General features: G+C 36.8%; 24 protein-coding genes. 10 read left to right on the top strand and 14 right to left on the bottom strand.

Annotated elements, in window-relative coordinates; genetic code table 11:
• Window positions 1-46: 46 nt before the first annotated feature.
• From pyrR to ACY2RT_RS00245, 4 genes are all read right to left on the bottom strand, one after another.
• A complete protein-coding gene (pyrR, locus tag ACY2RT_RS00260) occupies window positions 47-586 on the bottom strand; it encodes a bifunctional pyr operon transcriptional regulator/uracil phosphoribosyltransferase PyrR (protein WP_490153863.1) in 540 nt (179 codons plus the stop codon).
• Between the two features lie 229 nt (window positions 587-815).
• Window positions 816-2747, bottom strand: coding sequence for a 30S ribosomal protein S1 (gene rpsA / locus ACY2RT_RS00255; protein WP_490153862.1), 1932 nt, complete (start codon window positions 2745-2747; stop codon window positions 816-818).
• Between the two features lie 190 nt (window positions 2748-2937).
• Window positions 2938-3555, bottom strand: coding sequence for an NADPH-dependent F420 reductase (locus ACY2RT_RS00250; protein ID WP_490153861.1), 618 nt, complete (start codon window positions 3553-3555; stop codon window positions 2938-2940).
• 1 nt (window position 3556) lies between these two features.
• Window positions 3557-4267 (bottom strand): type 1 glutamine amidotransferase domain-containing protein, encoded by a 711-nt coding sequence (locus ACY2RT_RS00245; RefSeq protein ID WP_490153860.1) that lies wholly within the window; start codon window positions 4265-4267, stop codon window positions 3557-3559.
• Between the two features lie 118 nt (window positions 4268-4385).
• Here ACY2RT_RS00245 and ACY2RT_RS00240 point away from each other — a divergent pair, with 118 nt between their 5' ends.
• On the top strand, window positions 4386-4754 hold the full coding sequence (locus tag ACY2RT_RS00240) for a winged helix-turn-helix transcriptional regulator (RefSeq protein WP_490153859.1): 369 nt from the start codon (window positions 4386-4388) through the stop codon (window positions 4752-4754).
• Here the strand turns inward: ACY2RT_RS00240 and cmk are convergent.
• The 3 genes from cmk to lon form a co-directional block, all read right to left on the bottom strand.
• Window positions 4751-5443: a (d)CMP kinase gene (gene cmk, locus ACY2RT_RS00235; protein ID WP_490153858.1), complete on the bottom strand. Its 693-nt coding sequence runs from the start codon at window positions 5441-5443 to the stop codon at window positions 4751-4753. The two genes, ACY2RT_RS00240 and cmk, sit on opposite strands and share 4 nt — an antisense overlap.
• A complete protein-coding gene (porQ, locus tag ACY2RT_RS00230; protein ID WP_490154914.1) occupies window positions 5443-6462 on the bottom strand; it encodes a type IX secretion system protein PorQ in 1020 nt (339 codons plus the stop codon). The genes cmk and porQ overlap by 1 nt, the downstream gene beginning before the upstream one ends.
• 81 nt (window positions 6463-6543) lie before the next feature.
• Window positions 6544-8994 carry an endopeptidase La gene (lon, locus tag ACY2RT_RS00225; RefSeq protein WP_490153857.1) on the bottom strand — a complete coding sequence of 817 codons (2451 nt, stop codon included), beginning with the start codon at window positions 8992-8994 and terminating at the stop codon, window positions 6544-6546.
• Between the two features lie 216 nt (window positions 8995-9210).
• On the opposite strand from lon, the gene ACY2RT_RS00220 reads away from it, so the two are divergent.
• The 4 genes from ACY2RT_RS00220 to ACY2RT_RS00205 are packed head-to-tail and all read left to right on the top strand — an operon-like array spanning window position 9211 to window position 12139.
• Window positions 9211-9771 carry an RNA polymerase sigma factor gene (locus ACY2RT_RS00220; protein ID WP_490153856.1) on the top strand — a complete coding sequence of 187 codons (561 nt, stop codon included), beginning with the start codon at window positions 9211-9213 and terminating at the stop codon, window positions 9769-9771.
• Window positions 9764-10312, top strand: coding sequence for a hypothetical protein (locus ACY2RT_RS00215; protein WP_490153855.1), 549 nt, complete (start codon window positions 9764-9766; stop codon window positions 10310-10312). The genes ACY2RT_RS00220 and ACY2RT_RS00215 overlap by 8 nt, the downstream gene beginning before the upstream one ends.
• Entirely contained in the window at window positions 10296-11384 is a 1089-nt protein-coding gene (locus ACY2RT_RS00210; protein WP_490153854.1) for a hypothetical protein, read from the top strand. Before ACY2RT_RS00215 ends, ACY2RT_RS00210 begins: the two co-directional genes overlap by 17 nt.
• A gap of 20 nt (window positions 11385-11404) precedes the next feature.
• Window positions 11405-12139, top strand: a complete 735-nt coding sequence (locus ACY2RT_RS00205) for a head GIN domain-containing protein (RefSeq protein WP_490153853.1) — start codon at window positions 11405-11407, stop codon at window positions 12137-12139.
• A gap of 70 nt (window positions 12140-12209) precedes the next feature.
• Here ACY2RT_RS00205 and ACY2RT_RS00200 read toward each other — a convergent pair whose 3' ends face one another.
• From ACY2RT_RS00200 to ACY2RT_RS00185, 4 genes are all read right to left on the bottom strand, one after another.
• Window positions 12210-13604 carry a DUF6252 domain-containing protein gene (locus ACY2RT_RS00200; protein ID WP_490153852.1) on the bottom strand — a complete coding sequence of 465 codons (1395 nt, stop codon included), beginning with the start codon at window positions 13602-13604 and terminating at the stop codon, window positions 12210-12212.
• A 50-nt stretch (window positions 13605-13654) separates the two neighbouring features.
• The gene (locus ACY2RT_RS00195; RefSeq protein WP_490153851.1) at window positions 13655-14974 is read right to left on the bottom strand and encodes an MFS transporter; all 1320 of its coding nucleotides are present in this window, start codon (window positions 14972-14974) and stop codon (window positions 13655-13657) included.
• 74 nt (window positions 14975-15048) lie between these two features.
• Complete coding sequence (locus ACY2RT_RS00190; protein WP_490153850.1) at window positions 15049-15870, bottom strand: M48 family metallopeptidase; 822 nt, start codon at window positions 15868-15870, stop codon at window positions 15049-15051.
• Window positions 15871-16043: 173 nt separating this feature from the next.
• Window positions 16044-17618, bottom strand: a complete 1575-nt coding sequence (locus ACY2RT_RS00185) for a T9SS type A sorting domain-containing protein (protein ID WP_490153849.1) — start codon at window positions 17616-17618, stop codon at window positions 16044-16046.
• Between the two features lie 228 nt (window positions 17619-17846).
• Between ACY2RT_RS00185 and ACY2RT_RS00180 the strand changes: the two genes are divergently transcribed.
• The 5 genes from ACY2RT_RS00180 to lpdA all read left to right on the top strand — a co-directional run bounded on the left by ACY2RT_RS00180 (window position 17847) and on the right by lpdA (window position 21001).
• Window positions 17847-18377: a collagen-like protein gene (locus tag ACY2RT_RS00180; protein ID WP_490153848.1), complete on the top strand. Its 531-nt coding sequence runs from the start codon at window positions 17847-17849 to the stop codon at window positions 18375-18377.
• Window positions 18378-18380: 3 nt separating this feature from the next.
• Window positions 18381-18866, top strand: coding sequence for a peptide-methionine (R)-S-oxide reductase MsrB (gene msrB, locus ACY2RT_RS00175; protein WP_490153847.1), 486 nt, complete (start codon window positions 18381-18383; stop codon window positions 18864-18866).
• Entirely contained in the window at window positions 18856-19257 is a 402-nt protein-coding gene (gene msrB / locus ACY2RT_RS00170; protein ID WP_490153846.1) for a peptide-methionine (R)-S-oxide reductase MsrB, read from the top strand. The genes msrB (ACY2RT_RS00175) and msrB (ACY2RT_RS00170) overlap by 11 nt, the downstream gene beginning before the upstream one ends.
• 54 nt (window positions 19258-19311) lie before the next feature.
• Window positions 19312-19533: a DUF6515 family protein gene (locus ACY2RT_RS00165; RefSeq protein ID WP_490153845.1), complete on the top strand. Its 222-nt coding sequence runs from the start codon at window positions 19312-19314 to the stop codon at window positions 19531-19533.
• A 91-nt stretch (window positions 19534-19624) separates the two neighbouring features.
• Window positions 19625-21001 (top strand): dihydrolipoyl dehydrogenase, encoded by a 1377-nt coding sequence (lpdA, locus tag ACY2RT_RS00160; RefSeq protein ID WP_490153844.1) that lies wholly within the window; start codon window positions 19625-19627, stop codon window positions 20999-21001.
• 54 nt (window positions 21002-21055) lie between these two features.
• Here lpdA and ACY2RT_RS00155 read toward each other — a convergent pair whose 3' ends face one another.
• The 3 genes from ACY2RT_RS00155 to ACY2RT_RS00145 form a co-directional block, all read right to left on the bottom strand.
• Window positions 21056-21781, bottom strand: coding sequence for a Dph6-related ATP pyrophosphatase (locus ACY2RT_RS00155; protein ID WP_490153843.1), 726 nt, complete (start codon window positions 21779-21781; stop codon window positions 21056-21058).
• 1 nt (window position 21782) lies between these two features.
• Window positions 21783-22202, bottom strand: a complete 420-nt coding sequence (aroQ, locus tag ACY2RT_RS00150) for a type II 3-dehydroquinate dehydratase (RefSeq protein WP_490153842.1) — start codon at window positions 22200-22202, stop codon at window positions 21783-21785.
• Window positions 22203-22278: 76 nt separating this feature from the next.
• The gene (locus ACY2RT_RS00145; RefSeq protein ID WP_490153841.1) at window positions 22279-24444 is read right to left on the bottom strand and encodes a prolyl oligopeptidase family serine peptidase; all 2166 of its coding nucleotides are present in this window, start codon (window positions 24442-24444) and stop codon (window positions 22279-22281) included.
• Window positions 24445-24485: the final 41 nt, after the last annotated feature.

Below are 24485 nucleotides of genomic sequence, written 5' to 3'. Positions count from 1 at the left end.
TATTTATAATTCTCTCCATTTTTTCTTACTTCACAACTTCACGCTTCTAGTTTTTAACCAAATATACAGCATCCTCTCCCTCATTTTCTTTCCAGCATACTTTTACCTTTTCATTATTTATAGCATCAACCTGTCTGCCTCTATAGTCCGGCTGAATAGGTAAATGCCTGCTAAAACGCCTGTCGATTAACGTCAATAGTTCAATCTCTAAAGGCCTGCCAAACGATTGTATTGCAGTTAATGCTGAGCGGATACTACGCCCTGTATATAATACGTCGTCAATAAAAACAACCTTCTTATCTTCAACAATAAAATCAATGTTGGTGGTATTGGCCTCCAGGGGTTTGTCGCTACGACGGAAATCGTCTCGGTAAAAGGTAATGTCTAAATACCCCAATGATACTTTTTTAATCTTATAATCGGTCTCTAACAAGGTTTTAAGGCGTTCTGCCAAATAGATACCTCTTGGCTGAATACCAATAAGTGCCGTATTGCTAAAAGTATCGTGATTTTCTATTAATTGACAAGCCAAACGATGAAGTGCAATTTGTACTTCTTTTGCGTTTAATAACACTTTTTGGCTCATAGGGGTAAGTTCTGAAATATATTCAGGGTACAAAAATAGTACTTTTTTTAAGAAGACGTTTACTTTTTTGCGTTAGGGATAGCAGCGACATCCTTTTTAATAATCACTATGCACATAACTGAACTCTTTCTACTGTTAAAAAGATATAGCGAATGCCCGTAAACGCCCAACAAAAAACCCTTCCGATTATGAAAAAGGAAGGGTTCTTACTATTATGCAAATGAACTTATTATTTCTTTCCGTCCATTTTATCTTTCAATTCCTGAAGCTTTGAATTAGCATCACCTAGTGTTGGTTTTGCTTCATCTGCTGCTGCAGCTTGTTTTTTAACTGCTGCTTTCACGATCTTAGCTTCTTCTTCTTTGTGAATTGCCATATGAGAAGCTACCACTTTCTTGAATTCTTTATTGAACTCAATAATCTGGAATTCTGCTTCTTCTCCTTTCTTCAAATTAACACCATCTTCTTTTTCCAGATGACGTGTTGGAACAAAGGCTGTGATATCGTCATTGAAATTGATAACTGCTCCTTTGTCCACCATTTCAGTTATGGCAGCGGTATGCTTAGTACCTATAGCAAATTCTTTTTCGTACTTATCCCAAGGATTTTCTGTAGTTTGCTTATGTCCTAAACTTAATTTACGGCCTTCAACATCCAGTTCAAGTACGATCACTTCCAGTGTATCACCTATGTTAGTAAATTCACTTGGGTGCTTGATCTTCTTAGTCCATGAAAGGTCACTAATGTAAATAAGGCCATCGATTCCTTCTTCCAATTCTACGAATACTCCAAAATTTGTGAAGTTGCGTACAATTCCGCTATGAGTAGAACCAACAGGGTATTTTTTAGTAATATCTGTCCATGGATCCGCGCTTAATTGCTTAATACCTAAAGACATTTTACGCTCTTCGCGATCCAAGGTCAATACCTGTGCTTCTACTTCGTCTCCAACATTTACAAAATCCTGTGCACTTCTCAAGTGTGTAGACCACGACATTTCACTTACATGAATAAGACCTTCAACACCTTCGGCTACTTCAATAAATGCTCCGTAATCTGCAATTACCACAACTTTACCCTTAACCTTATCACCTACTTTAAGCTCTTCGCCTAAAGCATCCCAAGGATGTGCATTCAATTGTTTTAAACCTAATTGGATACGTGTCTTGTCTTCATCGAAGTCAAGGATCACAACATTCAATTTCTGGTCTAATTCCACAATTTCGTTAGGGTGATTGATACGTGACCAGGAAAGGTCTGTAATGTGAACTAATCCGTCCACACCTCCTAGGTCTACAAATACTCCATAAGAAGTAATGTTCTTTACAACACCTTCCAGTACCTGGCCTTTTTCTAACTGGCCAATGATCTCTTTTTTCTGTTCTTCAATATCTGCTTCGATCAACGCTTTATGAGAAACTACAACATTTTTAAACTCGTGATTGATCTTCACAACTTTAAATTCCATTGTTTTGCCTACATATATATCGTAATCACGGATAGGTTTCACATCAATTTGTGATCCTGGTAAGAACGCTTCAATACCAAACACATCTACGATCATACCTCCTTTAGTACGGCATTTCACATAACCGTTTACGATAGTACCTTCGTCATGTGCAGCATTTACACGATCCCACGCTTTAATTGTTCTTGCTTTACGGTGAGAAAGAATTAGTTGTCCGGTACTGTCTTCACGTACATCGATCAATACTTCTACCTTGTCCCCAACCTTAAGATCCGGATTGTAACGAAACTCGTTAAGAGATACTACACCTTCTGACTTAGCGTTGATGTCGATAATCGCATCACGGTCCGAAATATGTACCACTTCACCTTCCACCACTTCATCATCTAAAGTGTCTACGAAGTTTTCAGCTACTAATTTTTCGAATTCTTCCAGCTTACCATCATCAATAGGATCAATACCTTCTTCGTAGTTGTGCCAGTTAAAATCTTTTAGGAATTTTTCGGGATTACTCTCTTTAAGAGAAACTTCTTTTTGAGGTTTTGCAGTTTCCTCAACTTGTACTTCTGCAGTTTCTTCTACAGCTACTGCTGTCTTTTCTTCTTTTGCTTTAGCAGGTTTTTTTACTGTTGCTCTTTTTGGTTTTGCAGCTTTCTTTTCTTCTACTGCAGTTTCTTTTGCTTTATCAGCCATTTAATTTTTGGCGTTTTTTGGAGTTAATAACTAACCAACCAAAAAACAGTTTGTATCCTGTGTTTTTACCGGAACTTAGTGCGACTATCCCACAGAAGGGTTATAATTTGTTTTTTTAGTTTCCTTTTATTCCGGTCTTGTCGCTAAAAGGGCTGCAAAAATAGTGTTTTTCTTTTGATTTCCAAAGGGTTTACCCCCGTTTTAGCAGCTTAAAGCCAATTTCTCTTCCATAGCCCTGAAACAGAGCTAAATTTATCCAGAACAGTGCATATTGTTCTATTAAGTAAAATGTGTCATTTCCACCTACTTCATAGCAATTTGCAAAGCCTATATCTTTGGAAAGCTTCTTAGCCATCTCTATACCCTTCTTACTATCGCCAGCAACAAAATTGTCTATAACACTATCTTCATAAACTGGGTTTTCCATATTATTATAGCCTGTGGTATTGAAGCATTTTACAACATTTTTGGTCGAAGTATGTGCTAAAATAGCACTGCTTGTATTGTTAAATCCTTCAGGTCCTTGCCCTCTTACAATATTCATGGCATCTATAATTATTTTGTTACCGGTATCTCCTAAAGATTTGGTTACTTCAATAGTAAATTTAGCAGGTGTTGCCAATATTATTACTTCAGAAACTGCTACAGCTTCCTTAACCGGTTGCACAGAAATGTTTTTATTAAGCAGGCTTTTTCCTTTAAAATTTTCAATATCCCTAACTCCTAAACAAATTGAATGACCGGCCACAGCTAATTTCTTTGCCAACGTTCCTCCAACATTTCCGGTACCTACAATGGCTATTCTCATATTATTTCTTATTTAACAATTCAATAATCTTCTTTGCCGTAACTTCACCACTCATATTCTGTTGCCCTGTTACTAAATTACCATCTGCAATAACGTAAGGTTGCCAGGGGTCCGTTTTCTTAAAGTCTGCTCCTTTTTTAAGCAGTGATTCTTCAATACGCCAGGGCATTACTTCAGTACCAACAGCTAAATTTGAGGCATCTTCTTCTTCGTTCGTAAATCCTGTCACTTTTTTTTCTGAAACCAAATAATTCCCTTCAACGTCTTTTACATAGTTCAATAAAGCAACACCATGGCATAAAGCTGCTGCAATCCTACCCGTATTATAAAATTTTTCAAATATACGATGCAAGTCAGTTGCTTCCTCAAAAGTGAACATAGGTGACTGCCCTCCGGCAACCATAATGGCATCATAGTCCTCCACATCAATTTCAGCAATAGGCAATGTCTCGGTAAGTTTCTGCATAAACCCGTCGTCAATGTATTTTTTACTTAAAGTATCCCAGGCTGAATATTCACTTTTATCATTAGGGTCACTCATAGGATCCAATAACACTTCTCCTCCATTGGGGCTTACAATTTCATAATCTATCCCATTTGAAGAAAAAGCATCCATAGGATGAAATAGCTCCGAAGCCCAAAAACCAACCGGATAATGTAATTTAGGATGTATAGAAGGGTTTGCAACTACAATTAATACTTTCTTTTTCATCTTTTATATTTTTTATTAGTAACAAATCTCCAAAATTAATTTATATAGTTGGCTATATATACCAAAAGGTATGGTACATACTTTTTGGAAAGTAATAGTGTATATAATATATTAGCGCATGCCAGATTTTATTTACGATGGAAAGAATTATTACAACCCGGTAGAATTTGCCATGGACCGTATTGGCGGTACATGGAAAATTCCAATACTGTGGAGATTAAAAGATAAGACGCTTAGATATAGTGAGTTACGACGAAATATTCCACATATATCGGACAAAATGCTCACAACCCAGCTAAGAGCTCTGGAAAAATACGGGCTAATTCATCGAAAGGTATATGCTGTTGTACCTCCCAAAACTGAATATAGTATTACAGAGAAAGGGTTAGAATCCATCGAAGTAATTACCGTTATAAGGGATTATGGTTTAAAATTGATGGAAGAGGCCGGAATTGGAGAAGGAATTTCCGGGAAGAAAAAAAATTAAACCCTCCCCGCAATCCTGTCTTTGGCTAATTGCAGAATAATGTGAAACTGATCTTCAAGATTCATTTCAGAATTATCAATTTCAATAGCGTCCTTGGCTTTTACTAAAGGCGAATCTTCACGTGTGGTATCGATATGATCCCGTTCGGTGACATTTTCCAATACTTCTTCATAGGTTACGATAGCACCCCTTTCCACAAGTTCCTTGTAACGACGCTGTGCACGTTCACCAGCTGTGGCATTCATAAATATTTTAAGTTCGGCATTTGGGAAAACAACGGTCCCTATATCACGGCCATCCATGACTACTCCTTTTCCCTCTCCCATTGTGTGCTGTAGTTTCACCAATTTTCTTCGAACCTCAGGAACAGCAGCAACCGGGCTTACCAATTCTGAAACTTCCATGGTACGAATCTGTTTCTCAATATTCTCACCATTTAGATATATTTCAGCTTTTCCGGTATCATTTTTTTTAAATTCCAGTGATATATCCGCCAATGCCTCGACTAGTTTTTTCTTATTAAAAAAGGTTTCAGAAATACATCCATTACGCATCGCAAATAAGGTTACGGCGCGGTACATCGCTCCACTATCTACATATACATATTCCAGCCAGTCTGCTAATTGTTTGGCAACTGTACTTTTTCCGGTAGATGAATAGCCGTCAATGGCGATAGTAATTTTTCGCATTACTGCAAGTTAATATTTAATCCGAAATTACTGGTAGATGCCGCCGTACTATATTTTACATACGAATAGCTAAAGCGAAGTTTGTTTAACCGCAAAGAGAATCCTGCGCTCAAGCCGGCAAAGGCTCTTTTTTCAATAATACGTAATTCTTCTCCTCTGCGTAGGTTATATCCCAAACGAATGTTGAAGCCTCCTTCGGGAAATATTTCTATTCCTACTATCATATGCCGAAAAGCATGGTCGATAAAATTGATTTTTTCTTCTTGTGAATTACCTTCAAGGTCTACGACAGCTTCATTTGGATTTGCAAAGGCTACCTTCCATTGCTGCATATTTTCCAGAGTAAAGTGCCAGCGAATAGGTATATTTTCCAAAGTTTGCGATATCCCAAAGATCAATTCAAATGGCAAAGGTTCATATTCAGTGTCGTAAGGAGAAAATTGTGTCCCGATGTTACGCGCCACTCCGGTAATTTGGAGATCCCAGTCTTCATACACATACATTAACCCAATATCTATCGCTCCTCCAAAAGAGGAATATTGCTCCAGTGTGGAAGAGATCAGTTTTACATTAGCTCCAACATGGAAATTTGTAAAAGCTATGTTACGCGCATGTCCAAAAGATAGTGCTACTTCTCCCCCACTAAAGGTATTTGTGGGGTTTCCTAATTCATCGTAGCCATCAAATTTTCCATAATTGATGTAGGTGACTCCAGCATGCAACACCTGTGTTCGTCTATCCCACAAATAAGCATAGGCAACACTCCCATAATTGATATCGCCAATATAATTGAAGTAATTTAATGACAACTGATTGTCCATTTCCGGATTAATGGAAGCCGGATTGAACAAGGCTTGGGTAGGATCGTAATCGTAATTTGTAATTGTTTTTCCGCCCAAAGCGGCCTGACGTGGCGAATTTGAAAGATTTAAAAATTGATAGGTCGACCTCCCACCTACTTGTCCAAAAACGGAAGTAGCTATTAATGAGGCTAATAAGAAAAAAACCTTTTGGTTCATTGAATGTGAGATACCTTTACCTGAAGTTTTAAACGAATGCAAGTATAATTTATTTTCGGGAGGGAAAGAAATGATTCCTACCTATAATTTCTTAGCATTCTTTACTTTCTCTTTGGTCAAGGCCAAATTTAAAACATCACTCATTTCTTTTACGTAGTGAAATTTTAAACCTTTCAAATATTCGGGTTTGATTTCTTCTATATCTCTCCTGTTATCTTCACATAGCAGGATTTCTTTTATATGGGCTCGTTTAGCAGCCAATATCTTTTCTTTTATTCCTCCTACAGGAAGAACCTTACCACGCAATGTAATCTCTCCTGTCATAGCAATGCTTTTCTTTACTTTACGCTGTGTAAAGAGTGACACCAGCGATGTTAACATTGTGATCCCTGCGCTGGGCCCATCCTTTGGAGTAGCACCTTCCGGAACGTGAACGTGTACATCGTACTTTTCGAAAACCTCAGGGGTAACATCCAATAAATCTGCATTCGATTTTATGTACTCCAACGCAATAGTAGCAGACTCTTTCATTACTTTTCCCAGGTTTCCGGTCATGGTCAACTGTCCTTTTCCTTTCGATAGTGCAGATTCAACAAATAGGATATCCCCTCCTACCCGTGTCCACGCCAATCCAGTAACTACACCGGCCACATCATTGTTCTCATACTTATCACGAAGCATCTTAGGAGCTCCCAATACTTCTACAATGAGTTCGTTGGTGATTTTAGTATCGTATGCTTCTTCCATGGCAATTTTCATAGCAGCATAACGTACCATTTTGGCAATTTGCTTTTCCAGTCCACGAACACCACTTTCACGGGTATATCCTTCCACGATTCTCTCTAACTGTGGTTTCCCAATAGCCAGATGTTCTTTGGCCAATCCGTGCTCTTTTAATTGCTTTGGAAGTAAATGTCGTTTCGCTATTTCTACTTTTTCTTCAATAGTATAGCCGGAAACATTTATAATCTCCATACGATCCCGTAATGCAGGCTGAATCGTACTCAAACTATTTGCTGTTGCGATGAATAATATTTTTGAAAGGTCAAAACCTAACTCTAAAAAATTATCGTAAAACGCATGATTTTGTTCGGGATCCAAAACTTCAAGCATTGCAGAGGAAGGATCTCCTTGATTTCCAACAGATAACTTATCGATCTCATCCAGTACAAACACAGGGTTGCTGGTTCCGGCTTTCTTTAGACTTTGAATGATACGACCCGGCATCGCACCAATATAGGTTTTACGGTGCCCTCTAATCTCAGCCTCGTCACGTAGTCCGCCCAAGGACATTCTCACGTATTCCCTACCCAATGCTTCGGCAATAGATTTACCCAAAGAGGTTTTACCCACTCCCGGAGGTCCGTATAAACAAAGAATAGGCGACTTCATATCGTTTCGTAGTTTTAAAACAGCCAGGTATTCCACGATACGTTGTTTTACATCATCCAAACCATGATGATCGCGGTCAAGAATCTTTCTGGCACGTTTAAGGTCGAATTTATCTTTACTGAACTCATTCCATGGTAATTCCAGTAACAAATCCAAATAATTACGCTGTATACTGAATTCGGCCACCTGCGGATTCATACGTTCCAGTTTGGCTAACTCCTTGTCAAAATGTTTTGAAACATCTTCCTTCCATTTTTTGGTCTTTGCACGGGCGCGCATTTCTTCAATTTCAGCTTCGGAAGAATTACCTCCCAGTTCTTCCTGAATAGTCTTCATTTGCTGATGCAAGAAGTATTCACGCTGTTGCTGATTGATATCACTTTCTACCTTAGACTGAATATCCTGACGGAGTGAAAGTTTTTGAATTTCGATATTCATATATCGAAGTGTTTCAAGAGCACGATCCTTCAAATCGTTAATCTCTAATAACTTTTGCTTTTCTTCTACTGAAATATTAAGATTGGAAGAAACAAAGTTGATTAAAAACGAATTGCTTTCTATATTCTTAATGGCAAAAGCCGCTTCCGAAGGAATATTTGGGCTATCCTTTATAATTTCTAATGCCATTTCCTTGATAGAGTCAATAATAGCATTGAATTCTTCATTTTCTTTGGCAGGGCTCGCTTCTGCTACTTCCCGGATCGTTGCCGTCATATATGGGTTCGACGTAATCACTTCAGCAACCTCAAACCGCTTTTTCCCCTGGATAATAACCGTGGTGTTACCATCTGGCATTTTAAGGACACGTAAAATTTGAGCAACGGTACCAATTGTATTGATATCTGCCAACTCAGGGTCTTCTTTGCTCTCATCTTTTTGAGAAACAACCCCTATCACTTTATTGCCCTTATTGGTCTCGTTAATTAGTTTAATGGATTTATCGCGCCCTGCAGTAATAGGAATAACAACTCCCGGAAACAATACTGTATTACGAAGTGGTAGAATAGGAAGGATGTCCGGTAGTTCTTCCCTGTTCATCGCATCTTCATCTTCGGGTGTCATCAATGGAATTAACTCTGCATCTCCTTTCAATTCTTGAAATGACAAACTGTCTATCGTTGTTAATTTTGTTTTAGCCATATAATAGTTTACGACATTGTGTCATTAAAAGTAATGCTTACAATGTTTCATGTATATTAATTTTTTAATAATTTTTATGGAATACTGCTAAAACCTATTGTTTTCAGTAGTATCTTCAACACTATAAGTCAAGAGTTGTGCCATTAGTACAATTTTTTTTAAGTCAAGTGTAACAATTCTTAACTTGTATCATCTTTAGTTTAAACAATTGTTTTTTTGCCACTAGCCAATAAAAATATAGATACGTTACTCGTTCTTTGTCAGAAAGGAAATCAGTTAGCACAAGTTGAAGTTTACAACCGCTACCAGCATGCTATGTATAACACTTCACTGCGTATTGTAAAAAATACTGCTGAAGCGGAAGATGTAATGCAGGAATCGTTTATAACAGCGTTTGATAAGCTACACACTTTTAAAGGCGAAGCTTCTTTTGGATCTTGGCTAAAAAAAATTGTCGTGAACAACAGTATTTCGCAATACCGAAGGTCACAACAATTTGTGGAAATTTCAGAAAAAGGCATCCCGGAAACAGAAGTTGAATCTGCACCGAATGGCTTTACAGAAGAAGATCACAGTCAATTAAAAGCAAAACAAGTGCTTTCCTGTATAGACGACCTACACGATAGTTATCAAAATATCTTGACACTTCATTTTATTGAAGGTTATGATTATCAAGAGCTATGTGAAATTTTACAAATAAGTTATGCTAATTGCAGAACACTTATTTCCAGAGCCAAAGAAAGTTTACGAAAGAAATTAGTTGAAAATTATGAATAAAGATAACCTAAATACACTATTTGAAAGTTTGGAAGGTACATTTGATGTACATGAAACGCCAACCGGGCATCAAAAAAGGTTTTTGGACAGATTAAATGCTGAAAAGCAAGAGGTCAAAAAAGAGAACCAATGGTGGAAACCACTTTCTATTGCTGCATCTATTATGATTGTAATTGGATTGGGGCTTACGTTCCTAACCAAGAGCGATGCAACGGAAGCAGAACTGGCAAGTATTTCACCCGAAATGGAGCAAACCCAAACATTCTTTACCTCAACCATCAATAAGGAGTTAGAAACCCTGAAAAGTTTTGATGCTCCTGAAACTAAAGCACTTGTCGACGATGCTCTAGTACAATTAGAAATTCTTGAAAAACAATACCAAAAATTGAAAATTGATCTTGTGGAAAGTGGTAATGACAAACGTGTAATTTATGCGATGATCTCCAACTTTCAAAATAGAATCGATTTACTAGAACAAGTAATTTCAACCATAGAAGAAGTTAAAAATCTAAATAACACTAAAGATGAAACCACAATTTAAATCATTATTATTTCTTTTACTAGTTCCGGCTGTTGTATTTGCATATCACGGAAAGTTTAAAGGAAAGTATACAAAAGAAAAGACCATAAAAAAAGAATTTACTGTCAATGCTAATGCAGAATTACGCGTAAACAACAGTTATGGCAATGTAGACATTGTAACTTGGAATGAAAACAGGACAGTCATTGAAGTTCATATTAAAACCAATGGCAATAATGAAGAAAAAGTACAAAAGAAACTGGACGAAATTACAATAGACTTCTCCGGTACTGCTTCCCTGGTAACTGCCAAAACCGATTTTGGAGGAAAAAAAGGAAATTCCTGGAGCTGGTGGGGAAACAAGCATAGCAACGTTGCTATGGAAGTTAACTATAAAATCAAACTTCCTGTTACAAACTCTGTAGACCTTAACAATGATTATGGTGCCATAAACATCAACAGATTAGAAGGAAATGCAAAAATAAGCTGCGATTATGGACAACTATTAATAGGTGAGCTAATGGGGGATGATAATTACCTTTCTTTTGATTATACCGATAAATCAACTATCGATTATATGAAGAATGGAAAGATCAATGCAGATTATTCCGGGTTCACACTCGATAAAGTAGGCAATCTAGAACTCACTGCAGATTATACCCGCTCGGAAGTTAATGAAGCCAAAGATGTTAATTACAATTGTGACTACGGAAAAGTGGTCATCAAAAAAGCTGCCAGCATAACCGGAAGAGGAGACTATGTAAGCAATCGTTTTGGTACCGTAAATGGGTCTTTGAACCTCAATACCGATTATGGCTCTATTTCTGTGGAAAGACTGACCGGCTCTTCAAAAGATGTTACTATCAGGGCAGATTACACAGGTATTAAATTAGGATTCGACAATGCTTACAATTTCAATTTCAAGCTTGAGCTTTCGTATGCCTCTTTTAAAGGTGAAGATAATGTCACTGTAACTAAAAGCCATAAAGATGGCAGCCAAAAATTGATCTCCGGATATCACGGTTCTAAAGATTCTGGAAATACAATAGATATTGAATCCGACTATGGAGGAGTAACCTTTATAAAAAACTAACTTAAAAAAGTATCAACAAAATGAACACACTAATTAAATTCACATTTGCAATTACCTTATCTCTATTAGGTTTTTCTGAAATGACTGCCCAATGGGGAAATAAAAAAGTGCAAGGTAACGGAAATGTTGTTACCAAAACAGTAAACACTTCAGATTACGATGCTATAAAAGTAGTAGGTTCCATGGATGTACATCTGGAAAAAGGTACAGAAGGAACTATTACCGTAAAAACAGATGAAAACTTACATGAATATATTGTAATTGAGGTAAAAGACAACAATACACTTGTAATTAGAACCGAAAGGAATACCAATCTAAGGACTAAAAAAGGAATTCATGTTACCGTTCCATTCAAAGATATTTCTGAACTAGCTTTAGTAGGATCCGGGGATATTGATTCTAAAGATACAATTGATAGTGATGAACTTGAAATATCTGTTACCGGTTCCGGAGATATTGTTTTGGCTGTGGAAGCGAACCTAATAGATGCTAAAATAACAGGTTCGGGTGATATGGAACTTTCAGGAAACACAAAAGATGTCGAAGTTAAAGTAAGTGGCAGCGGAGATTTTAAAGGATCTTCATTGACCTCACAAAATGCTCAAGCTTACGTATCGGGTTCCGGGGATATAAGAATAGCTGTCAAGAACAGTATAAAAGGTCGTGTAAATGGATCAGGTGACATTCGCTATTCGGGTAATCCTGAAAGAAGCGATACGAAAGTTTCCGGTTCGGGAACTATCAAATCTATGTAATTCCAACACCTATCTCAGATCATAAAAAAAGCCGCTTTCACAGCGGCTTTTTCAATGCTATATTTTAATATCAATCTAATTGAATAATAAATGCTCCATTTGATACTTCATAGATTGTTGGGTCTATACCAGTGGTATCAATTGCTATAAAATTGAATGTAGCTTCAATAATTCCACTGATAACATCATAGCTTATGATCGATAAAGTCCCCGAAGTAGAATTAAAGTTTCTGGGGTTTTCGGTATCCGGAATAAACAGACCTACAACTTCTTCTCCGGTAACATTTGCAGTGACCATGCTATAATTCCCTACTTCAACATCCTGCGGAAAGTTTAATCTAATAAATTGTTTATTGGTTTGGTCTTCAGTGGTAATAAAAACAATTGGCACACCATCAACAGTGGTCTGTACTACCTCAACGGTATTCGGAGTATACATCTCCCCGTCTACTTCAGCTTCAAATGTATCGGTGATTTCACTTGTATTATCTATAAAGTCAATAAAGAATTCTCCATCTGTGATTTCGACAATCGTAGGATCTATTCCAAGAGGGTCTTTTGCTGTGAAAGAGAAGGTAGCAACTATTCTACCGGTAGTAGCTCCATATTCTGTAATGGTTATTGTTCCGGGTGACGATGTTAAGTTTTCTCCTCCGGTATTCGCATTATACATCGCAATAAGCTCGGTTCCATTAGAAATAGACTCAAAGCTAAAAGTTCCTATTCCAAGATCTTCAGGAAGGTCTATTCTAATGAGCCCTCCGGTTTCATTGGTAGCAACAATATTTAGCATAGGAATACCGCCTACGGTCGTTTGTGTGACTTCCAATGTGGTTTCAACAAATTCTTCCCCGTCAACATTAGCAAAGAACGAATTCTCAGGGTTTTCCCCTCCATTACCCCCATCAATTGTATATGGGATTGTATTAAATGATCCGTCAGTTATTTCAACTGTTTCAATTACAGGGTTTCCGTTGCCATCTAGAATGGGGTTTCCGTCCCCGTCTAATGCCGCACGAGCACCAACAAAGCTAAAGGTTCCGGACACCGTTTGGGCGTCAACATCCATTTCAGTAATGACAAGTTGCCCATTCCCTCCCAAGACGGCCAGGGTAATATACGGATTGCTTTGAGTTTCAGAATCTATATATGAACCAAAGGTTTGTGTTGTAAGTCCGGCAGTTAAATTGAAAGTTCCTAGGGCAGCTTCTTCAACCGAAAGAGTAATAGTCTCCCCCGAAGTACTTTTTATACCGGTAATCACCAAAGTGGTTTCTGTAAGAACTCCACTGGCAGATTCTGCCAAATAATCTAATCCATTGACCTTAGCTATAAATTCTCCCTCTGCGGCCACAGGATCTTCCCCTTGAACAAAAGTTCCCTCCAAAGGCTCATTATCACAAGAAGTAAATTGGAATGCAAGAAAGGCAACAAGCAACCAACCTAAAAGTTGAAATTTTTTCATAAGTAAGTAAGTTTTCTTTGGTAATAACCGCAAACATAAGTAAAAATTGTCTATTTACTATATTTTCTTGGGACTCTGGCCAGTAAAATTACACCAATTACAAAGAATACGACCAAAAATAATACTGAGTTTCGCATACTTCCGGTAATTTGATCTATAACTCCATAAATCAGCATTCCAATAACAATTCCTATTTTTTCAGCGACATCATAAAAACTAAAGTATGAGGTTGTATCTGTAGTTTCCGGTAAAAATTTTGAATATGTGGAGCGAGATAATGCTTGTATGCCTCCCATAACCAGGCCTACTACTCCTGCCGTAATATAAAACTGAAGCGGTGTTTCAATAAAATAGGCAACTATACAAATAGCCACCCAAATACCATTGATAACAATAAGTGTTGGTATATTTCCGAACCTTTCCGAAGACCTGGAAGTCACTGTAGCCCCTATTACTGCCACCAATTGAATTATTAAAATACTCGAAATAAGCCCCAGGGTTTTCTCATCTGATCCTCCCCAAGAAATTTCCTGTTCACCAAAATAAGTAGCAACCAGCATCACGGTTTGCACTGCCATACTATATACGAAAAATGCAGCCAGGTAACGCTTTAATTTTTTATTTTCCGAAAGGGAATTGTAAACCCCTTTTAATTCTTTAAAGCCATTAAACAGTACTTTACTCGTAACCTTATGTCCGGAGGAAACTCCTTTTGGTAAGTGATAAAAAGAATATTGACTAAACGCAATCCACCAAACACCTACAGTAATAAATGAAATTTGCATTGCTTTCATACTTGCGGCATCTCCTTCGCCTAAGCCAAAAAGACCTGGTTTCATTACCATTATCAAATTGAAAATAAGTAACAGAACACTACCTATATAACCCATGGAGTACCCTTTGGCACTAATTCTATCCTGTTCTTTGACAAAGGCAACATCTGGTAAATAGGAATTATAAAATACCAAACTTCCCCAAAAACCTACCAGTCCAAAAAAGTAAAAAAGTAAGCTTATATAAATACGGTCAAGGTCAAAGAAGTATAACCCAATACACGATAAAGCCCCCAGGTAGCAGAAAAATTTCATGAATATTTTCTTATTACCAACATAATCTGCAATTCCTGAAAGTATGGGTGATATTATTGAAACTAATAGAAAAGCAGCCGCAGTCGTATAACTGATCAATGGTGTACTGCGAATAGCACCTCCAAAAACAGTTACTGTTTCAATATTAGCGGTATTAAATAGTGCTTGATAATAAATAGGAAATATCGCTGAAGCAATTACCAAACTATAAACCGAGTTAGCCCAATCATAAAATGCCCATGCATTTAATAGTTTTTTACTTCCCTTTGGTAGGTTAGCCATAGAATATATATGTAAAAAAGATGCTGCCAAAATTGACAGCATCTAAAGTAGTAAATAATTTTTTTTAAAAGTGGTTACTTTCTAAAAGTGGTAACTCCAAATTTTCTGGCTTCCGCCTTTGCTTCGGGTGCCCAACTTGTAATATTATTGATTCGGGTATCACTTGAAGGGTGTGTACTTAAAAATTCTGGAGGCGCATTTCCACCTGCGTTAGCCTTCATGCGTTGCCACAATTCTGCAGCGACAATTGGATCGTAACCGGCTATTGCCATTAGCGTTAAGCCTATTCTATCTGCTTCACTTTCATGGTTTCTGCTAAAAGGCAACATAACTCCAACAGTGCTTCCTAAACCATAATACCTATTAAAGGCTTCCTGATTCTTTGGATCCTTGCTCAAAGCAATGTTTCCGGCTACCGCACCTAATGCCTGGTACTGTGCAGCACTCATACGCTGTTGTCCGTGATTTGCAAGTGCGTGGGCAACTTCATGTCCCATAACTGCTGCTACTCCGGCTTCGTTTTTAGTAATAGGTAAAATTCCCGTATAAAAAACGATTTTCCCTCCTGGCATACACCATGCATTTACAGCAGGGTCTTTCACCAAATTATATTCCCATTGATAATCTTTTAAATATCCTGCATAACCATTTGCTGTCAACCATCGCTCTGATGCTGCGGCAATTTTCTGCCCGACATTTTTTATCATTTGTGCATCTGCAGTTCCTTTGATAACATCATTTTCAGTTAAAAAATTATTGTATTCCTGAAATGCCATTGGAAAGATCTGCGAATTGGGTACAAGCGCCATAGTTTTTTTGCCCGTAAAAGGATTAGTAGTGCAAGCTACCGCAAAAAATATGACAGCTATAACAGAAAGTATTTTCTTAAGTTTCATCTTAGTTGTTTTTTAATTACACTTTAAAAATAAGGATATAATCTGTTTAGTCTATTCAAAAATTGTACAAAACAGATTTTAAATTTTCTTTTTTCGACAAAAAGTTCAAAAATAAAGTCAAAAAAACCGCTTATACAAACTTGTTATAAACGGCTTTTATTATCTGGGATTTATTATTCAAGAATTAATCGTTCTGTAAAGGTATTACCGTTAGAAGTAATTTTTAACAAATAAACTCCGCTCTCAAAATTCGATAAATCAATACTTTTTATAAATGATTCACTATCAATTTTTAATTTCTTTTCAAAGAGTTTTATCCCAGAAAGACTATAAAGTGTTATTTCTGCAAAATTTGCTATATTTTCTATAGATCTAAGATTTATACTTATTTTACCATCTTTTGAAGGATTAGGGTATGTCTGAAAAAAAACATAATCATTAACCTCTTCTGAAGGAGACGAGCCTAAAATTTCAACAAAATTGCTGCTATATCCCAAATCTGCTGCTAATCTAGTATTTTCAGAAAAATCGTCACTCTCTATAGATGGGCTACCTCCTGGGCTAACTGATTTAACAATTCTTTTATATTGAACTGTACTGTTAGGACTACACGTGGGTGGATTAAAATTTTTACTTACTGCTCCATTAATTTTACTCCAATTACCTCCAACAGAGCGTTGATACCATTGATATGTATAAGATCCTGGACCATATGCTCCTAAAGGAATAGATCCTTCAATGATACAAGAATTGCTATTGTACAAAATAGCATTGTTTGTTAAGTTAATCTTTAAAACATTACTTGTACTTGTCGTACCGTCAAAATATGTTGTAACTCTTTTAAAAGATGTTGTTTGGCTTAATGGATTTGGATTACAAACTGTAGAAGATTGATGTCTATAAACTGACCAATATGTAGTATATTTATACCAAGTTTGTCTTCTAGCAAGAATATCAGAACCGGCAATATTATCCGCAGTATCTCCAGAATCTATGGTCTGATTACCAGTTATTATATTTTCATCATTACTTACATACGAAATAGTATGTAAGTTACTTCCCATGGCTATACCTCCAGAAGTTACACTCCTAATATAGTAGGTTTTTTGAGTGATATTATTTGGTGGCAAATAATCTTTATTAAAGGCATTAGGAACTTGAATCCAAGAGGAGTTGTTTGAAACTCTTTTAAACCACCTGTAGGTATATGAACCATTTCCTCCAGTAGGAGTAGTCCCATAAATTAATTCTGGAGTATCTCCTAGATAGAGAAATTGTCCAGATGAAATTTGATTATAAGTAATTGGAGGGGTGCTATTTGTACTACTACCAATTACTTCAATGCTATAGTTGCTACTTGTGTAGGAAATTCCTCCTACAGTCATAAATTCTGCATATAAGACTCCCCCAGTTTCGTAAAAGAAATCACCATAAAGAGTTATGTCTCTAGATGATAAAAACGATGTATTCCCACTGAAAACAGTTTCAGAACCACCTTGTTGTGATGTTGAGCCAGAAGAATGCTTTTTAGTATAAACCGTTAATGTTCCTTCTACACCTCCAGAGTTGTTAAGGTTTATACTAAATTGAATTCTTGAACTTCCACCAGCATCTATTTCTATAGGCTCTCCGGAGGAAATAGGAGTCCCATTTATGTATTGCATATTTGAAATACTTAATGTTTGGGAAATCGAAGCTTGAACAAATAAACCAAAAAATAATAGTAATAATTTCAATGTACTTTTCATAAGAAAAATTGTTAAGTTAAAGATTAAGGGAAGTTCTACGCGAAAATAAGGACATAATCCGTTTAGTATATTTAAAAGCTATACAAAATAGATTTTAAATTTTCCTTTTCGACAAAGAGTCGAAAAATAAAGCCAAAAAAGGTATTATACTGAAAGAAATTCAAACAAAAACGCTTTACAAGTATAAATGGAACGGCTTTTGTAACAACTTCAAAAAAACACCTTATCATGAAAAACATACTTTTATTTTTTGCCTTAACTACCGCATTATTATTTACATCTTGCGAAGGAGATCCCGGGCCCCAGGGAGAGCCGGGCATCAATATTCTAGGACAGGTTTTTGAAACAAATGTAAATTTTCAATATAATGCTGCCTCCAATACATTTTCTACACCATTTATCATTATACCAAATGGAATAGAAGTATTTGAAAGTGATGCAATTTTAGTATATCGATTTGAAGGGCAAGAAAATATAGGTGGGGAATTTGTTGATGTTTGGAGTCCCTTGCCTCAGAACATATTTTTTCAGAATGGTAATGGAGACATTATTCAATACGTGTTTAATCATACATTTGTAGATGTTGGGCTATTTATTGAAGGAAATTTCAACCTCTCGTCGTTAGGAAGTGAATTCACCAACGACCAAATTTTCCGTATTGCAGTAGTTCCTTCAGAATTTGCTTCGGCTAACTTAACGATGGATACCTTGTTACGAAACCTGCAAATTGAAACGCATCAAATTGAAAAAATTAATTAAAAAATGAAACAAATCTGTTTATTGATAGTAGCCTTTGTACTATTTAGCTGTAATACTTCAGCACAAGATAAAAAGGAAACTAAAATTTTCCCCGTTACCAAAACAGAAGCTGAGTGGAAAGCGGAGCTTACCGAAAAGCAATATTATGTTTTACGAAAAGCCGGGACCGAGCGTCCGTTTTCCAGTGACCTCAACAAAAATTATAAACCGGGCACTTATGTTTGCGCGGCTTGTAACACTCCCTTGTTTAAAAGTGACCACAAGTTTGACAGTGGTACCGGTTGGCCGAGTTTTGACCGTGAGATCAAAGGAAATGTAGCTTTTTCAACAGATTACAATTTAGGATATGCCCGTACCGAAGAGCATTGTGCTACTTGTGGTGGACATCTGGGGCACGTATTTGATGACGGTCCAAGAGATACAACCGGTAAAAGGCATTGTATTAATGGGGCAGCTTTAAATTTTATTCCGAAAAAAAATGACAAATAAAACATATCCTGTTCGCAAAACAGAAGCTGAATGGCTCAAAGAACTAGGGCCCGAACGCTATCGTATTTTACGTGAAAAAGGAACCGAACGTCCTTTTACAGGTGAATTCAACCTGAATTTTGATAAAGGAAGCTATCGGTGTGGTGCTTGCAAAACACCCCTGTTTCAAAGTAATACTAAATTTGACAGTGGCTGTGGCTGGCCTTCTTTTGATGAGGCAATAGAAGGTGCTGTGGAATACATTAGAGATACCAGTCACGGGATGATCCGTACTGAGATTCTTTGTTCTAACTGTGGCAGTCACCTGGGGCATGTATTTAACGATGGCCCTACTCAAACCGGGCAACGCTACTGTGTAAATTCCCTTTCGGTAGATTTTCAAAAAAAATAATTAAACCTTTTAGCTACTTTTTCAGTCAAACTGCAAACACTGAACAATGTAGTTATGAAAAAGTTTTATTTTCTTTTTGCCGTTAGTATTTTCACATTTTCTTCATGTGCAACCCGGGTTGTTACAACGAAAACAGTTCCCGAAACCAATGTAGTAGTTGTTAAAAAAGCGCCTCGAAATCATAAAGTGGTCGTTATAAAAGGAAAGAGGTATTATCGCTGGAACGGAAAATACCACCGTAAAACTGCAAGAGGTTACATTGTAGCTAATTTGTAGGTTTTTGATCGGAAAAAATCAAACTACTCTTCTTCGTTCCACTTTCATTTTGTAATTTCGTGTCTTCAAATTATGCACTTAAATTTAGAAGATGAGTAAATACGATATTATAGTTTTAGGAAGTGGCCCGGGAGGATATGTAACTGCAATTAGAGCTTCACAATTGGGGTTTAAAACTGCGATCATTGAAAAAGAAAGCTTGGGTGGCGTTTGCCTTAATTGGGGGTGTATTCCTACAAAAGCACTTCTTAAAAGTGCGCAGGTTTTTGATTATTTAAAACATGCCGAGGATTACGGCCTAACTGTAAAGGATGCCGATAAAGATTTTACCAAAGTTGTTGCGCGTAGCAGAGATGTTGCAGATGGTATGAGCAAAGGTGTTCAGTTTTTAATGAAGAAAAATAAGATTGATGTGATTAATGGCTTCGGAAAAATAAAACCAGGAAAAAAAGTAGAAGTAGATGGCAATGAGTACACTGCAGACCATATCATCATAGCAACAGGGGCCCGTTCCAGAGAATTACCTAATCTGAAACAAGACGGAAAAAAAGTGATTGGCTATCGTGAAGCAATGACGCTTAAAAAGCAACCTAAAAGTATGATTGTGGTGGGTAGTGGTGCCATAGGTGTTGAGTTTGCTCATTTTTATAATGCGATGGGTACAGATGTAACAATCGTTGAGTATTTACCCCACTTGGTACCATTAGAAGATGAAGATGTTTCAAAGCAATTTGAAAGGTCTTTCAAAAAAGCAGGGATCAAAGTAATGACATCTTCTTCGGTTGAAAAACTGGATACTTCAGGGAAAACAGTAAAAGCTACAGTAAAGACTAAAAAAGGAGAAGAGATCTTAGAGGCAGAAGTGGTACTTTCTGCAGTAGGTATCACCTCCAATCTTGAAAATATTGGTCTTGAAGATGTTGGAATTGTAACCGACCGTGATAAAATTATGGTAAATGATTGGTACCAGACTAATATTCCCGGATATTATGCAATTGGAGATGTAGTTCCCGGCCCTGCATTGGCACATGTTGCCTCTGCTGAAGGGATCACCTGTGTTGAAAAAATTGCCGGAATGCATGTAGAAGCAATTGATTATGGAAACATCCCTGGTTGTACGTATGCTACACCAGAAATTGCCAGTGTCGGAATGACCGAAAAACAGGCAAAAGAAGCCGGATATGAGTTAAAAGTTGGGAAGTTTCCTTTTTCAGCAAGTGGAAAAGCAAGTGCTGCCGGAACCAAAGATGGATTCGTTAAAGTGATCTTTGATGCAAAATACGGAGAATGGCTAGGCTGTCATATGATTGGTGCAGGAGTAACCGATATGATTGCTGAGGCAGTCTTAGGGCGTAAATTAGAAACAACAGGTCATGAAGTTCTAAAGGCAATTCATCCACACCCAACCATGAGTGAAGCTGTTATGGAAGCTGTAGCAGACGCTTACGGTGAGGTGATCCACTTATAATAAAATAGTATTCTTAATTATAAAAAGGCGATTCTATACCGAATCGCTTTTTTGCTATTTGGGAAGCAGGTCACAATACCAGAATTGAGTATCCCAACTTTTGGTATTATCTGCAAAACAAGTATCATCATCATTTTCTGAAAGGTCATAAGAACGAAGCACCTTCTCTCCTACTACAAAATCTACTGGCTTTTTAAATATAGGGCCATCAAAAACAAAAGTGTGAAACTCTCCATTCTCTCCACAAGGGTCAACATTTTCCGGAAGATCTTGTATGAAGGACTCATCTATTATCCTGCCAACAAAAGATCCATCCAGTAATTTTGCATTTACACATACAGTAATCGCTTTAAAACCCAATGAAAGAAGTTCTGTCAACAATAGACGTGTGTCCTTCATCCACAGAGGAAAAATTGTTTTTAAACCTACTCTTCCCAGCCTGTCTTCACGATACTCTTTCAGGTCTTGTAAAAAAATATCTCCAAAAGCACTATACTCGTACTCTTGAGCTACTAATGCTTCTGTGAACTCTTTCATGGCTAGATCATAATCGTCCATTGAAATAGCTCCAGATAAATATAATTTCTGCAAAGGAATACCTATGCTTTCTGCCTGAGCATCCAACAAGGATTCTCTAAGCCCGTGCATGGAAACTCTTTTAAAATCACTATTAACTGTTGTTATTAGTTTAGTAACCTGGTATTCAGAATTAGAGATTAAATAATAAAGAGCCAGAGCGGCATCTTTTCCTGTACTCCAGTTGAAGTAAGTTTTTTTCATATTATTTCTTTAGGAAACTTTGCAAAGCCAGCTCATAGCTCTGTAAACCGAAACCAAGGATTATGCCTTTGGCATTTGGAGAAATAAAGGAAGTATGTCTAAATTCTTCTCTTGAAAAAGTATTGGAAATATGTACTTCCACCACTGGCGTTTCAATTGCTTTTACAGCATCACCTATTCCAACGGACGTATGTGTATACGCAGCCGCATTTAAAATGATTCCATCATACGAATAGCCAACCTCCTGCAGTTTATTGATCAACTCCCCTTCTATATTGGACTGATAACAGGATAATTGCACATCACTATATTTTTCCTGAATTCGGTTAAAGAAATCATTAAAAGACTCATCCCCATAGATATCGTTTTCGCGTTTACCAAGAAGGTTTAAGTTAGGGCCGTTAATAATGATGATTTTCATTTTTCAAATATATGAATAAAAATAGCCTCAGAAAATAAATGATTCCAAGGCTATATCTCTACAAGATGTTCTGTTATTATTTTAACTTTTCTACATCCAAATCAAATACCTTTACTAAAAAAGCGATCTCTTGGGACTTTGTTTCTATGGTTTGTTCATTAGTAATCCCAAAACCATGACCTCCACCCCAAACTATTTTTAATAAAGTGGGATTATCACAACGCTGGTGAGCTTGTAAAGCTGCTATAAATTTATACCCGTGCTGTGGAGGTGTAGTTGGATCCTTTTCACCTACAGTAACTAGCATTGGAGGATAACAGGTATTTGTTTTTATATTATGATATGGAGACCATTTATATAGGTTTAAAAACTCTTCTTTATTTTCTACTGATCCATACCCGCTTGTCCAACCTTTAAAAGCAGTATATTTTTCGTATCGAAGCATATCCAATGACGGAATTCCAATAAGGGCTGCTCCAAACAAATCGGGGCGCTGCATAGTTACCGCAGCAGCTAGTGAACCACTAGCACTCCAACCGTTAGCAATAAGCAAGCCTTGAGAAGTAATTTTTTTCTTTATTAAAAATTCTGCGGCACTTATATAATCGTCAATTGCATTTTGGCGATGAAACTTTATTCCGGCATCTCTCCAGGCATCACCATATTCACCTCCTCCTCTAATGCCAGGGAGCACATAAACGCCTCCCATTTCTAAAAACGTAAGCATTTGTGGTTGATACCATGGAGTAGCCACCCAACCGCCAAATCCGTAACCATAAATAAATACCGGATTTTTACCGTCCAGTTTAATATCTTTTTTATAACATATATATATTGGTACTTTGGTGCCATCTTTACTCTCATAATACGTGTTTTCTACTTTATAATCATCACGGCTAATAGCCAATCCCCTATCAAAGAATATTTCCGCTTGGCCAGTTTCTAAATCCAAGCGATAAACACTATTGGGCGACAAAAACGTATTTAAAGAAAACCAAGCCTCATTGCCATCAGATCTGCCCACTAATCCTGAACCAACCCATCCGGTTTCAAGTGGAATGATATGCTCCAATTTACCTTTCAAATCAAAAACAAGAATTTGAGTGTGAGTACCTTCTCTATAAAGTAATGTAAACTTCTCGCCAATAAAATTCATTGCATTACCCCCTGCAGTACTACCTCCGGCAAGTACTTCTTTCCGTTCTTGGATAACAGTTTTCCAGTTAGAGGTATTTGGATTTTCTTTATCAATTGCAATTATTTTTCCATTCGGTGCATTTTTATTGGTATAAAAATAGAAGTGATTACCCTTACTCCCAACATAATTGAACATGTCTTCCATTACCTCAACCAATGCAATTTTTGAATGATTTTTGGTGTCGATTAGATGAAGCAAATTTTTATCGCTTCTTCCTTGTTGAGTATTTACCACTAAATGCTTAAAATCATGAGAGCTGCTTATAGAAAATAGCATAAGAGCTTCTTCTTTCTTTTTTGTAGCCTCCATGACTAAGATATCTTCGTTTTGAGAAGAATTTATTTTGTGATATTTAATAATAGAATGTGGAGAAGCTTCCTTTTTATTTAGAGTTTCTGACTCGCCATAATGAATATAATAGAAGCCGTTGTTATAAGTCCAACCAATATTAGGAGAAGCAGCACCTGTCAATTCTTCTTTGTACCATTCCTTTTTATTAATATTAAGTATTCTAAGCTTACCATAACTGGCCTGGCCTTCCCTTATTAAAAGAACTATAAAATTCCCATTTGGACAAACCGAAAAACCACCAAAAGTCTCTTCACCAACCAATTCTTTGTTCATATCCAATAATAGTTCAGCTTGATTGTCCAGTCCTTTTTTAGTATAAAGAATAGGATGATTTAGTCCTGGATTCTGAACCCCGTAGAAATAATATTCCCCACCTTTAATAGGTACAGAATATCCCTTACCTGTTTCACCAAACCGATTCATCCTACTTTTAATTAATCTATTTGTGGTTTCATTATCTAAAAAATTATTGATCGTTTCATCCTGTGCTCTCATCCATGATTGCACAGGCTCAGTGTTAACGGTTTCCATCCATTGATAAGGATCTGTAATTTTTATTCCATGATAATCCTCTTTCGCAAATATTTGTTGGGCTTTTGGGTATGATATACTTTGAGCAAGTGTCACACTAGTAACACAAGAAATTAGGCTCATTAATAAAAGAATGGACTTAATGTGTTGGAATCTTTTCATTTTTGTATGTTATTGTGCGAAAAATTTCGCATTAGTAATTA

It is taken from the genome of Ulvibacter sp. 2210JD10-4, from assembly GCF_058148525.1.
The sequence above is the reverse complement of the archived record's forward strand: the minus strand, read 5'-3'. Positions and strand labels throughout refer to the sequence as shown.